We start from the raw sequence: 13,334 nt of genomic DNA, 5'->3' as shown, positions 1-13,334 counted from the left end.
ATACAGACATGAAAGAAATGATGGAATTAACTTCGCTGGAGATGGTGGAACGGTTTGTTGATGAACATGAATTAAGTTTTTTATATGTATCTCAAACGGATTGTAGCGTTTGTCATGCATTGCTCCCTAAGATCAGAACACTATTGGAAGAATATCCCGTTATTCAATTGGGGCGTATCGACATTCAAGATGTAGAGAGCATAGCGGAGAAATATATGATTTTCACAGCTCCGATCATGTTGCTGATAATAGAACAGAAGGAATATGTCAGAGTAGATCGATTTGTTCGCTTTAACGAACTAAATCGTAAACTGGATCAGATATATGAATTGTACACCCAGTCCATGTAAACCCAATGAATCTGAACTCTTGGGAACAACACCGGGCAAAAGTCACACTGAATCAAGCTGGCACCAATCAGATTTGGAGCCAGCTTGATTCATTTCCCTTTGATTACTTGTGCCGGCTGTGCACTCGAATAGGAGATACGCCTTGGAGTCTATTACAATTGTTCCTTTCAATATTAGCCTGGAAATGTTGATCGGTAGTACTTCCGTACTTGCAGGTTATTTTGTCTTAAAATGGCGTCTATATGTAATGCGAAACGTTGAAGGAACTTCGATTAATCATCTCATGACAAATATTTTCATTGCAGGTCTCTTTATTTGGAAATTCAGCCCGCTGATTTTGGACTTTCAGCTAGTCATTCACGATCCGATGTCCCTGATCTACTTAAATGGAGGAACAAATGGCCTCTGGATTGTTGCCTTGTTTGGTTGCATCGTGTTGATGATTCATACGTGGAGAAAGAAACTTGCTTTCTTTATGTTCCCTGACCTCCTGCTGACGTTCTACCTAGCTTCATCTACCTTGTATGGCCTGTTATATTTTATTCTTCTCCAAGGAGGAGTTCGATCTTTAGCGTTAGGCTTACTGGGCTTGGTTATGGTCATCGTTCAATTCAAATTCAGCAACATACGAATGTTGTCTTTTCTAGGATTAATAGTAACCGTCTTATGGTACAGCGTTGGCAGGACAGTGATCGCCTTCGTGGACGGAAACAATGAAATTGCTGTTTACGGGATTGCCGCTGAACAGCTGTTTTTTCTTAGTGCAGCATGTATCTCTTTTTTGACTAAAATCATGCTAGAGAGGCGAACCGAGCACGATTGATTTTTATCCATGGGGGAATCTGATCCGTGAAGGAGTGACGAGTTGGAACAAGTGACGCTTTTAGTAGCATTTACAGCAGGTGCGCTTTCGGTTTTTTCCCCTTGTGTCTTCCCGCTTGTACCTGCTTATGTATCGCATATATCGAACACAATGGTTGAAGCAGGAAGGATTGCGGCGAATCGGAAACAGTTATTCCTCCGATCGATTGGTTTTATCCTTGGATTTGGAATTATTTTTATATTGATGGGAGCTTCCGCCAGCGTCATCGGGAATTTCATTTCTATGCGCAGAGAATTAATCGAGAAGTTCGGCGGGATTTTAATTATCGTATTCGGATTGCAGATGATGGGTTTGCTGAAACTCAAGTTCTTGATGAATTCCAAGCCATTGCAAAACGAAAAGAAATATGGTGGCTGGTTCGGTTCCTTCTTTCTCGGACTGGCCTTTGGTGCAGGTTGGACGCCCTGTGTAGGACTCACATTATCCTCTATATTAATCTTGGCTGGTTCTTCCGAATCCCTATATCAAGGGATCGGTCTCTTAGCGGTTTATTCATTAGGTTTGGGTATTCCTTTTTTGCTTATTTCGCTGTTAGTTACATTTTCGCTATCGATCGTTAAGCTCATTAATCGCGTCCTTCCTGTGCTGAGCGTATTCAACGGAGCCATCATGGTGGCTTTGGGCGTTATGCTGTATACCGGGAGTTTCCAACGATTAAGTGCAATGCTTGCCAAGTACTCGTTTTTCAGTTTCTAATGGAGGGCTAAGCTCGTGAAAAATATTCGTAATATGCTCGTTGGCGTTTTTCTGGTAGGCTTGGTTGTATGGGGCGTCTACGATCATTTGCGCGAACAAAATGAATTGAAGTTTCAAGAAAATGAGGACGTTATCAGCGGCATAAAAATAGGCATTCATGAGGGAGAAATTGCACCAAATTTTAAACTGTCATCCCTGGATAACGAAGAAATGTCGCTGACAGAATTAAAGGGGAAACGGGTTTTGCTGAATTTCTGGGCCACTTGGTGCCCGCCGTGTCGTGCCGAAATGCCACATATCGAGAAATTTCATGAAGAGTATAAAGATCAAAATGTTGTCGTCATAGGGATCAATTTGAGTTATACGGAAGATTCGATAGAGGATGTGTTAACATTCCTTCGAAAATATAATGTGACCTTCCCTATTTTGAAAGATGAGAAGGCACGGGTAGCTGATTTATTTGCGATTCGCTCGTACCCGACCACCTATATGATTGATACGAGTGGGGTTATCCGCCAAAAATTTCAAGGTGCAATTACGTACGACACGATGAAAACATCAATGGATTCCATGAATTAAAACGCTCTTGGTAAGAAGGATGTCTAGCCTTGTCACGTAGCTTGAGAGGAAGTTCAAGCAAGTTTCAGGACTTGCAATTTTGTTGAGAAAGGAATATTACGATGACATTGATTTATATCTTATTGGGGCTGGCATGTATATGGGAATTGACTCAACTATGGCCTCTGCGTTCACTTACTTATATTAACATCGAAGACTTGGACCTCACTCATGAACGTTGGGGAAAGGTGAAAATCCTGGATGTTAGGGACGCGAGCGAGTATTGGAATGGTCATATTCCGGGTACAATAAATATCTCCGTTGGCAGACTGCCTGTATTGTGGAGCAAACATATTGAGCCGCATGATGAAGTATTCATCTCTTCCCGCAGTTGGATGCAGCGAAAAAAAGCCGCCAGAATTCTGGCACGTCGGGGTTTTCGGCAGTTGTATGCCGTTAGAGGTTGTTATCTTTCAATTAATAAGGGAAAAGTGGCATCTCCGTATCCATGTATGCAATGAAGCGTTTCATTAATGGCTGCGCATCAGATTCAAAGCAAAAACAAGCAGTTGAAAAAATTAAAACGGTTATTGCTAAATCTTTCGGCCGCGGCTATAATGAGAATGCGAGTTAAGGATAGTGATTGTTTAATTACAAGCTAGACCTGCTTGCACATCGTGAATTTGCGCTATATTTAGCGTTTATTTCGAGATGTGCGGGTGGGTCTTTTTATTTGTATTAAGGGGGAAATGAGATGATTATTCTTAAGATCCTTAACAATAATGTGGCGGTTACACAAGATAAATTGGGTCAGGAAGTCATTGTGATGGGCAAAGGAATTGCTTACCAAAAGAGAATAGGCGATGCTCTTGACGAGCAAAGCATTGATAAAATTTACTCACTCTCTACCAAGGAGGCATTTATCAAATTTCAGGAACTTCTGACGGAAATCCCTTTAGATTACTTCGATGTTGCGGATAGAATTATAAATTTTGCAAAAATAACGTTAGGAAAAAAACTGAATGATAGTGTATATATTTCGCTAAGCGACCATATTTTCTCAACCGTAAACCGTTTTAAAGACGGGATTTCCCTCAAAAATGCTTTACTTTGGGATATTAAACGGTTTTATGCAGATGAATTTAAGGTTGGTTTGAAGGCGCTTCAATTCATTAAGGAGTCTTTTGATATTCAGTTTCCGGAAGACGAGGCTGGTTTTCTTGCTTTGCACATAGTTAATGCGGAGAACCGCCAAGAAAGTCAGGATATCTACAGAGTGACTAAAATCATTCAGGAAATTAGCGATATTGTCAGGTATTATTTTCAAATTGAATTCGATGAGCAGTCCGTAGCATTCTATCGATTTATTACGCATCTGAAATTTTTTGCTCAAAGATTAATTAGTGGAAATTTGCATGAGAATGAAAGCGATCAGGATCTCCTGGATGTGATAAAAGGAAAACATCAGAATGCCTATCGTTGCGTAGGAAAAATCGAAACCTACATCAAAAATAACTACAATTACAGTCTTACGAGTGAAGAAAAGCTGTATTTGACGGTCCATATTCAACGCGTGGTGTATAAGACAAGATCATAAGGTAACTATGAAAGGAGGTGAGGGTTTAAGAGCAAGCCAGGATGGTGACATTAAGTTGGCCAAACCCTTCACTACGCTGTTTCAGCTAGAATATGGAGGAGAACATAATGGGGAAATATCAACAGTTAGCGGAAGAGATTGTGAGTCAAGTAGGGGGATCAGATAACATTGGTGAACTCACTCATTGCGTTACAAGGTTAAGATTTCATCTGAAGGACGATTCCATACCCGATGATGAAGTTATGAAAAAGCTGGACGGGATAGTAACAGTCTTACGTTCAGGCGGGCAATATCAAGTCGTTATTGGAAATCATGTTTCTGAAGTTTATTCGGAGGTCAGCTCACTGGTTAAACTGAATCCAGACAATACGAGTTTTTCAACCGAAAAAGTTGTTAAAAAGAAAAAGCCGCTGGACGCTTTTGTTGATGTAATATCAAACTTGTTTCAACCTATTCTCGGCATTCTATTAGCTGCGGGGATGCTGAAAGGCTTCAATACGTTGTTCAGCACACTAAATCTTTATACAACGGATAGCGGGGCATATATGATCATTAATGCCATGGGGGATGCTTTGTTTATGTTCCTCCCTGTATTTTTGGGATATACATCTGCTAACAAGTTTAAAGTACAACCCTTTATCGGTATACTCATTGGATTAGCTATGTGTTACCCCGCTATTCAGTTGGATGCCTTGGCAGGATCCAGAGAGCCACTTTACACGCTATTCAGCGGATCTGCCTTCAGTTCTCCAGTTTATCTGGATGTGTTCGGCGTTCCATTGATCAGCATGAACTACACATCCACTGTTCTCCCAATCATCATCGTTGTTTACTTTGCTTCTAAAGTTCAACGTACGCTGGATAAGATTGTTCCGAGTGCGATTAAATTTTTCATGGTACCGATGGTCACGGTGCTGATTTCCTTATCCTTGGGCTTCTTATTGATCGGACCTGTTGCGAGTTATGCGTCTGAATTGATTGCTCAAGGCATACTAGTGGCACGAGACGCAAGTCCATTATTTGCAGGATTCCTTTTGGGGCTCTCCTGGCAAGTACTTGTCGTGTTCGGACTGCATTGGGGACTCATCCCTTTATATATTAACAACATTACGAGCATGGGTTACGACACCATCATGGCTTCCGTCTTTGCAACATCATTTGCCCAGTTGGCCATTGTGCTTGCAATTATCGTGAAAACCAAGGATAAAAAGCTTAAGGCTCTAGGCTTCCCTTCGGCCATTTCTGCATTGTTTGGCATCACTGAACCGGTCGTTTACGGTATTATCCTGCCGCGCAAGAAGCTGTTTATTATGAGCTGTATCGTTTCGGGCGTTGCCGGCGGATTTTATGGACTGTACAACCTTAGAGAGTTTACTTTCGGTGGATTTGGTGTATTTGAGTTTTTGACTATGTTCGACCCTAATGAACCAGGCACGTTTAATATTATGATTGCCATCATTGGTGTAGTGTTTGCCATGGTTGTCTCGTTTGCATTAACACTCGTCATGTTCAAGGATGATAAGAAGGAAGCTGATTCTGCTACATTGTCTGTAGATCCACCTAAATCAGTGTCTAAGACTGGAAAAAAACATACGATGCTCAGTCCGATGAACGGGGAGATCATTCCGATTAAAGACGTCCAGGATGAGGCTTTCTCGCAAGAACTGTTAGGTCGAGGGATTGGAATTCGTCCTTCTACAGGCGAACTGTTTGCCCCCTTTGCCGGAAAGATCGTTACGCTCTTCCCGACCAAACATGCCGTTGGAATAATTTCGGATGAAGGAATGGAAGTATTGATTCACATCGGTTTTAACACCGTTCGATTGAAAGGAAAGCATTTTGAAAGTTTCGTGCAAGAAGGGGACATTGTGCATCAAGGGCAGAAACTGGTCGAATTTAACATTGCCGAGATCGAGAAAGAAGGATATTCCTTAGAAACGCCAATGATTGTTACAAACACGGAGAATTATCTGGAAATCGTCGAGACCAAAGAAAATAAAGTGAACGCAGGCGATGTGCTGCTGACAGGCTTGTTGTAAGAGAATAACTATATAATTTATAAATAGAGGGAGACGATAAATTTGGGATTTAAAGATGGGTTCTTATGGGGAGGAGCAACCTCGGCTAACCAATCAGAGGGAGCTTACAATGCGGACGGCAGAGGGCTAGCAAACGTTGATTTGAGCCCGACTGGCGACGTGCGAGAAAGTGTTCTTATGGGGAAAACTAAAATGTTTGACTTTGACGAGAATAATTACTATCCCGCCAAAGAAGCAATCGATATGTATCACCATTTTAAGGGAGATATTTCCTTGTTTGCCGAAATGGGTTTCAAAGTATATCGCTTGTCGATTGCTTGGAGCCGTATTTTCCCCAAGGGGGATGAGACAGAGCCTAATGAGGCTGGGCTTCAATTCTACGAAGACTTGTTCAAAGAGTGTCAAAAGTATAATATTGAACCGCTCGTCACCATTACTCACTTTGATGTTCCAATGCATTTGGTCAAGGAGTATGGTTCATGGCGGAACAGAAAGATGGTTCTTTTCTATGAAAGACTGTGTACGGTGATATTTAACCGTTACAAAGGCTTGGTTAAATATTGGATTACTTTCAATGAAATTAACATGGTCCTAGAAGCTCCATTTTTAGCAGCCGGGCTGTTCATTGAAGAACACGAAGATGCGGAAGCTGTAAAGTTTACAGCCAGTCATCATGAACTGGTAGCCAGTGCGTTGGCTACCAAAATTGCCCATGAAGTTGATCCGGAAAATATGGTGGGTTGTATGCTTGCTGCCAATGCTCCGTATCCTAGAACATGCCACCCTCAGGATATATGGAAAGCGAAGCAGGTTGAAAACCAAAGCTACTTCTTCATTGACGTCCAGGTGAGAGGTGAGTATCCTGCGTATACACTCAAAGATCTTGAGCGCAAAAATGTAGTTCTCCCATTCGAAAAGGGGGACCAGGAATTACTAAAACAACACACCGTTGATTTTATCGGATTCTCGTACTATTCTTCCAGTGTGGTTAGCGCAGATCCTACACAAACGGATACGATTGGAGGCAATTTATTCCCAAGCTTGCCTAACCCCTACTTGAAAGCTAGTGATTGGGGCTGGCAAATTGATCCACTAGGGTTGCGGATTACGATGAACAATATTTATGATCGATATCAAAAGCCTTTATTTATCGTAGAAAATGGTCTTGGTGCTGCAGATATTGCGGATGAGAAAGGGTATGTTGAAGATGACTATCGAATTGCTTATCTAAGTGAGCATATTCAAGCGATGAGAGATGCTGTAGACTACGATGGCGTTGAATTGCTTGGGTATACTGTCTGGGGACCGATTGATATTGTGAGCGCAAGTACGGGCGAAATGAAAAAAAGATATGGCTTCATTTATGTTGACCGGGACGACCATGGTCAAGGAACATTAAAACGCTCCAAGAAAAAATCATTCGAATGGTACAAGAAGGTTATTGAGTCAAATGGTCAGAATCTGGATTTCTAATTCATTAATTTTGATTTTCAGCAGTCATGGGGCAGTTGTACCCGTGACAGCTTCGTTTTATTATCCTGACGAACTAGTTTAGAGACTTTAAACAACGGCTGAACGGTTAAGGTCCGAAATGAAGAAGGTCACTTTCCACTTTTCTTGACAAAGTGGAAAGTGACCTTAAGTTTTCAACTTATATTATTTTGCAATAAATACGAATTAGTACAACTGGTTGCGAAGCTTTTCACCTTCAACTTTAATTTGAATTATTCGTGTTTTGCAAATCGTGTTAATTTCTTATTGTAGGAAATCTTCAGTTGACTTTACAGCGCGATACATGCCATTAAGTGCGCCGACAAATGCATAATGGACCTGTTCAGCTGGTACGACCTTATTTTGATAGGATAGTTCTCTCGTTGCACATGCATCTTCAATAAGTGTTGTTTCATAGCCGAGATCCACTGCAGCTCTAACTGTTGCATCAATGCACATATGTGTCATCATACCTACAACCACTACTTTGGTTATTTCTTTCTCTTTAAGTTTGCTTTGTAATTCGGTCTTTAAAAAGCTGTTAGGGAAATGTTTTTTAATAATACTTTCATTTTCTAATGGTAGAACAGCCTCATGTATTTCTGCTCCTTCTGAATCTGGAAGAAAGAAACCTAACGCTGGGTCACTTGCGATATGCTGAACATGGAAAATATTATCCTTGTGGTTTTGTCTGAACCAATCAAGCACTTTTGCAGCATTAGAGGCTGCTTTTTCAGGATTGCTTAACTCCATCTTCCCATTTGGGAAATAGTCATTTTGAATATCTACAATAATTAGAGCTGTGCTCATTATTCTCCACCTCGTATAGAATATTTTGTTACACTATGATTATAAATCGAATTGTAATTTTATTCGATAAGTTAACGAAACACTTTTATCCCAAAAAAATTCGTGGTGAAAGGAATACATTATGGAACTTGATAATATTGATTTTCAGATCCTTCGGTTAATATCTGAAAATGCACGTATTCAATGGAAAGAATTAGGTAAACAGATTCATATGACTGGACAAGCAGTAGGAAATCGTATAAAAAAACTTGAGGAAAGTGGTGTTATTAAAGCTTATTCTGTAATAGTTGATGAAATGAAAATAGGACTTACTTTTACAGCCTTTGTCATTTTCTATATGAAAACTGCCAACCATCATTCGTTTATAAGATTAATGAATGTCCGAAGAGAGGTATTAGAGGTTCACCGAGTATCGGGAGAAGGCTGTTACCATTTAAAAATTAAAGCTAACTCTCAAGAGCAATTGAATCTTTTTCTGGACAAAATTCTTGAGTATGGGAATTACACTTTACATCTATCTATACAAGAAATAAAAAACCAGAATTCTATAACTGCTACATGACTAAACGAGTTTAATTTTCTATAAGTAACAACTAAAAAGGTATAATTCCTCGTAAAATATGTTTTATGCCTTTTTCTCAGATAGAACTATATTCTTTTAGGTAGAGGAACGACAGTTTACGCTATTATTGGTTTGGTGTGTATTTTAATGAAGAATTGCGTGATGAGTTTGAATATAAGAAAGTAGATTGACATATAAATCGTTATATCTTAATATTGCGTTATAATGATTTAGGAGGAATGCTTTTGAACACTCCCGCTTTTGATACCAATAATCTAAAACAGTTCGACGAACCCGCTAATCTGCTGAAAGCTTTATCTCACCCAATTCGTTTATGCATTGTGCGTGGACTGATGCAAAAAAAGAAATGTAATGTTTCATATATGCAGGAATGTCTGGATCTACCCCAATCAACTGTATCTCAGCACTTGCAGAAGCTTCGCAGTGCCGGTATTGTCGCTACAGAGCGGAATGGTCTTGAAGTGAATTATGTGCTTGCCGATCAACGGGTTGAACAGATTATAACTACTTTGTTTGGAAAGGAAGACTGTGAATCATGAGTAAAAAAATACTGATTGTTGGCGGTGTAGCAGGGGGTGCATCTGCGGCTGCACGTCTGCGCCGTCTGGATGAACATGCCGAAATTATTATCTTTGAGAAAGGACCCTATATATCGTTTGCCAATTGCGGCTTACCTTATTATATTGGTGGTTCGATTGATGATCGAGAGCGTCTGCTGGTACAAACCCCTAAAGGTATGGCAGATCGCTTTCGTATTGATGTGCGTACAAGAAGCGAGGTCATTGCTATTGATCCGCACAAGCGTACGGTTCAGGTTCAAAACCAAGAGCGCGGTCAATATGAAGAAAGCTATGACGAGTTAATTTTGTCACCAGGTGCAAAACCAATTGTTCCCGATTTACCTGGTAAGGACAATCCATTGATTTACACCGTACGTAGCATTCCTGATATTGATCGTATCAAAGAACAAATAAGTTCATCTAACAATGAATCATCAATTGTCATAGGCGGTGGATTTATTGGTGTTGAAATGGCAGAGAATTTAAAGGAAGCCGGATTGAATGTAACGTTAATTGAGGGAAATGGACAGCTACTTACCCCGTTTGATGCTGAACTGGCAGCAGCATTGGCCCAGGAAATGGAGCAGAATGGTGTAAACCTGCTGTTCTCCCAGCGTGTTCAGGGATTTCATTCCCTTGAGCAGGGCATTGGAGTAGAGCTTGCTGATGGTCATGTTCTGACAGCAGACCTGGTTATTCTTGCGATAGGGGTAACCCCGGATACATCTTTTCTGAAAAGTAGCGGCGTTTCCCTGGGCACACGTGGACATATCATTGTTAATGAAGCTCTGGAAAGCAGTGTACCACATATCTATGCTGTTGGTGATGCCATCGAAGTAACTGAAACCATTCATGGTACAAAGACAGCTATTCCACTTGCCGGACCTGCCAATAAACAAGGAAGAATTGTTGCTGATCGAATTGCCGGACTAAGTTCCACCTATAAAGGAACACAAGGGACATCCATTATTAAAGTATTTGGAATGACAGGAGCTACTACAGGAAGTAATGAGAAAACACTAAAGCGTCTCGGCGTGGAATATCGAACTGTAATCGTACATCCTGCCTCTCATGCATCGTATTATCCGGGTTCCAGCGCGATTACTCTTAAACTGCTGTTTACTCCGGAAGGTAAAGTTTTAGGTGCACAAGCAGTCGGGTATGACGGAGTGGATAAACGGATTGATGATATTGCTGTAGCCATTCATTTTGGAGGTCACATCCGAGATTTGACGGAGCTTGAACTGAGTTACGCACCACCTTATTCTTCTGCAAAAGATCCGGTTAATATGGCTGGCTATGCAGCAGAGAACATTATGACCGGTCGTGTTGAAACGTTCACCTATAATCAGTTGTCCGAACGTCAGCCGGAGCAGTCAATACTGTTGGATGTACGCAGTGAGCTGGAGCACCGCAATGGGAATATTCCGGGTTCAATCAATATTTCAGTGGATGAACTTCGTCAGCGGTTAAATGAATTAGATAACTCAAAAGACATCTGGGTATACTGCCAAGTTGGTCTGCGTGGATATACTGCTTCACAAATTTTGCGTCAGCATGGCTTCAGCGTGAAAAACTTGAGTGGAGGCTACAAAACATACCGTCAAGCCCAGTTTAAGCCCGCCCCATTTTCTTCTGCAAATCAAGATAATCATGGCGGTCAGAATAATAACAAGCCAATGATTGAAGTACAGGAAACGGAGCCGATCCATCCAACTTCTGAACAGCCACGACATACCAATCATGAATTGAACTTATCCGGTTTAAGTTGTCCCGGTCCACTGATACAAGTTAAGCAAAAGATGGATCAACTATCAAACGGAGAGACATTGAGGGTAAAAGCTTCCGATCCGGGATTCTATGAAGACGTGAAAGCATGGGCAACCATGTCTGGTTCCAGGCTCTTACACTTGGAACGGTCCAAAGGCGGTACTATTGAGGCTGTGATAGCCAAGAATTCAGCACAAACCGTTTTGGATTCACCTAATCATGATCCCGCTAGCACGATGGTTGTCTTCAGCGGCGATCTAGATAAAGCGATTGCCTCTCTTATCATTGCGAATGGAGCAGCTGCCAGCGGACGCAAAGTAACCATGTTTTTTACATTTTGGGGATTGAACGTTATTCGTAAGCAACAGATACAGCCTGTATCCAAAACAATGATCGGCCGGATGTTTGATATGATGCTGCCGCGTGGCAGCAAGAAGCTTGGCATGTCCAAAATGAATATGCTTGGTGTTGGTCCAAAGATTATTCGTGGCCTGATGAAAAATAATAATGTTCCTTCTTTGGAAGAATTGATAGAGTCCGCCATTGCGCAAGGGGCTGAGTTGGTAGCCTGCCAAATGTCCATGGATTTAATGGGCATTCAGCGTGAAGAATTAATAGACCAAGTTACAATTGGTGGTGTCGGTTACTATCTTGGACAAGCATCCCAAGCGAATCATAACCTATTTATTTAAAGTCAATTCCTACTTTAAAAACGTTATTAACAGACAAAGAAAATCAAGTGACACTTGACTAGAAAAGTTAGATGGTACGAGTAAAGATATGCTCTAATCAATCGTATTATCTGTATTACTTTAAAAAGGCCGAAAAACGGTTTCTGTTATCCACAGAAAGCCGCTTTTCGGCCTTTTTTTGATCAATAAAAACAATCAATACACGAGAACAACTATCCATATGCGGTTCATGAAGGAAGTCATAGGCAATACGTACTGGAAGATGAACAAGAATTTAAGAATCACAATTGAAAAACGATTACCTTACACAATAATCAAGTTTGGCTATAGAAAGTACTCATTGATAGATGCGTACAGTTTTGTACCAGATCCTAAATTACTCTTTCATTTAGATATTTAGCACTGTTGTAAACCGGTTATGAGGGTACGTACATGATTTGTTTACATTTGAACGATATTACATGTTTCGGATAGCCCTACAGAGCCATTTAGTTAATGGGAAGCTGCAGTTATGATTTTCTGTAAACCTGTGACATCAAGTTCTGCTGTTCATGCAATGGAGGGGAAGCACGTGACCAATATTCACAAAAAAAATTTTACTGGTAGACCACGAAACTAGAATTCAAGTGCTGATGAGAAGATATTTGGAGAAAGAGGGTTTCATTGTGGACGAAGCCTTCAGTGGAGGGCAAGCCATTCAGAAATGTTATTTAAACAATGGAAACTACGACCTGATGTTGCTTGATTTATCGTTGCCCAATATGAGTGGAATTGAGATCTGCAAATATATGAAGCACAACTATCATGAAATTCCGAGCATCATTTTGTCTGAGTATTCCGAAGAAAAAGATCGAAGCGAAGGTTTCAAGGCAGGCGCCGACGATTATGTTTCCAAACCGTTCAGCCCTAGGGAAGTTGTGCTGCGTATCCAAAGCATTGTGGCTCGCACACAAGGATTCAGCTTGCATGACTTTAAAAGCACATCTAGCAACGAGGTCCTTATCGACGAGATTCTGATCCAACCATCCGCCCGGCCTATTCTGGTTCAACATAACGAAGTGCATCTGACGCCGAAGGTGTACGATTTACTCTTTTTTCTCGTCACGCACCAGGAAAAAGCGTTTTCCCGAGAAGAATTGCTCATGGAAGTATGGAAGTCGTCTCATAAGGAAATTTATGATCAACGTACTGTCGATACTCACATTAAACGTTTGCGCGAAAAGCTATTTGCCCAATACTCAAAAGGAAACGAGTTCATTCAGACTTTATGGTGTTTTTTGCAAGTGAAAAATGCAGAGTTTTGCT

12 protein-coding genes and 1 pseudogene are annotated in these 13,334 nt (G+C 40.9%); 12 read left to right on the top strand and 1 reads right to left on the bottom strand.

Annotated elements, in window-relative coordinates:
* Window positions 1–8 precede the first annotated feature (8 nt).
* The 8 genes from WH37_RS31040 to WH37_RS31005 all read left to right on the top strand — a co-directional run bounded on the left by WH37_RS31040 (window position 9) and on the right by WH37_RS31005 (window position 7,596).
* Window positions 9–350, top strand: coding sequence for a thioredoxin family protein (locus WH37_RS31040; RefSeq protein ID WP_046234533.1), 342 nt, complete (start codon window positions 9–11; stop codon window positions 348–350).
* A gap of 142 nt (window positions 351–492) precedes the next feature.
* Window positions 493–1,173 carry a hypothetical protein gene (locus tag WH37_RS31035; RefSeq protein WP_046234532.1) on the top strand — a complete coding sequence of 227 codons (681 nt, stop codon included), beginning with the start codon at window positions 493–495 and terminating at the stop codon, window positions 1,171–1,173.
* A 51-nt stretch (window positions 1,174–1,224) separates the two neighbouring features.
* Window positions 1,225–1,929 (top strand): cytochrome c biogenesis CcdA family protein, encoded by a 705-nt coding sequence (locus WH37_RS31030; RefSeq protein WP_046234552.1) that lies wholly within the window; start codon window positions 1,225–1,227, stop codon window positions 1,927–1,929.
* A 15-nt stretch (window positions 1,930–1,944) separates the two neighbouring features.
* A complete protein-coding gene (locus WH37_RS31025; RefSeq protein WP_052737360.1) occupies window positions 1,945–2,508 on the top strand; it encodes a TlpA family protein disulfide reductase in 564 nt (187 codons plus the stop codon).
* A 101-nt stretch (window positions 2,509–2,609) separates the two neighbouring features.
* Entirely contained in the window at window positions 2,610–3,008 is a 399-nt protein-coding gene (locus WH37_RS37605) for a rhodanese-like domain-containing protein (RefSeq protein WP_046234531.1), read from the top strand.
* 233 nt (window positions 3,009–3,241) lie between these two features.
* Window positions 3,242–4,084: a BglG family transcription antiterminator LicT gene (gene licT, locus WH37_RS31015; RefSeq protein ID WP_046234530.1), complete on the top strand. Its 843-nt coding sequence runs from the start codon at window positions 3,242–3,244 to the stop codon at window positions 4,082–4,084.
* A 107-nt stretch (window positions 4,085–4,191) separates the two neighbouring features.
* On the top strand, window positions 4,192–6,123 hold the full coding sequence (locus WH37_RS31010) for a beta-glucoside-specific PTS transporter subunit IIABC (protein WP_046234529.1): 1,932 nt from the start codon (window positions 4,192–4,194) through the stop codon (window positions 6,121–6,123).
* 42 nt (window positions 6,124–6,165) lie between these two features.
* The gene (locus WH37_RS31005) at window positions 6,166–7,596 is read left to right on the top strand and encodes a 6-phospho-beta-glucosidase (protein ID WP_046234528.1); all 1,431 of its coding nucleotides are present in this window, start codon (window positions 6,166–6,168) and stop codon (window positions 7,594–7,596) included.
* 282 nt (window positions 7,597–7,878) lie between these two features.
* Here the strand turns inward: WH37_RS31005 and WH37_RS31000 are convergent, their stop codons facing one another.
* Complete coding sequence (locus WH37_RS31000) at window positions 7,879–8,424, bottom strand: cysteine hydrolase family protein (protein WP_046234527.1); 546 nt, start codon at window positions 8,422–8,424, stop codon at window positions 7,879–7,881.
* Between the two features lie 121 nt (window positions 8,425–8,545).
* On the opposite strand from WH37_RS31000, the gene WH37_RS30995 reads away from it, so the two are divergent.
* The 4 genes and pseudogenes from WH37_RS30995 to WH37_RS37600 form a co-directional block, all read left to right on the top strand.
* Window positions 8,546–8,986 (top strand): Lrp/AsnC family transcriptional regulator, encoded by a 441-nt coding sequence (locus tag WH37_RS30995; protein WP_046234526.1) that lies wholly within the window; start codon window positions 8,546–8,548, stop codon window positions 8,984–8,986.
* A gap of 245 nt (window positions 8,987–9,231) precedes the next feature.
* Complete coding sequence (locus WH37_RS30990) at window positions 9,232–9,546, top strand: ArsR/SmtB family transcription factor (protein WP_082111093.1); 315 nt, start codon at window positions 9,232–9,234, stop codon at window positions 9,544–9,546.
* Window positions 9,543–12,029, top strand: a complete 2,487-nt coding sequence (locus WH37_RS30985; RefSeq protein ID WP_046234524.1) for an FAD-dependent oxidoreductase — start codon at window positions 9,543–9,545, stop codon at window positions 12,027–12,029. Before WH37_RS30990 ends, WH37_RS30985 begins: the two co-directional genes overlap by 4 nt.
* A gap of 578 nt (window positions 12,030–12,607) precedes the next feature.
* Window positions 12,608–13,288 (top strand): annotated as a pseudogene (locus tag WH37_RS37600) (response regulator transcription factor); the annotation flags it as partial.
* Window positions 13,289–13,334: the final 46 nt, after the last annotated feature.

The sequence above is a fragment of the Paenibacillus algorifonticola genome, from assembly GCF_000971975.1.
GTDB lineage: Bacteria > Bacillota > Bacilli > Paenibacillales > Paenibacillaceae > Pristimantibacillus > Pristimantibacillus algorifonticola.
This window is presented reverse-complemented; position numbering and strand designations above follow the sequence as displayed.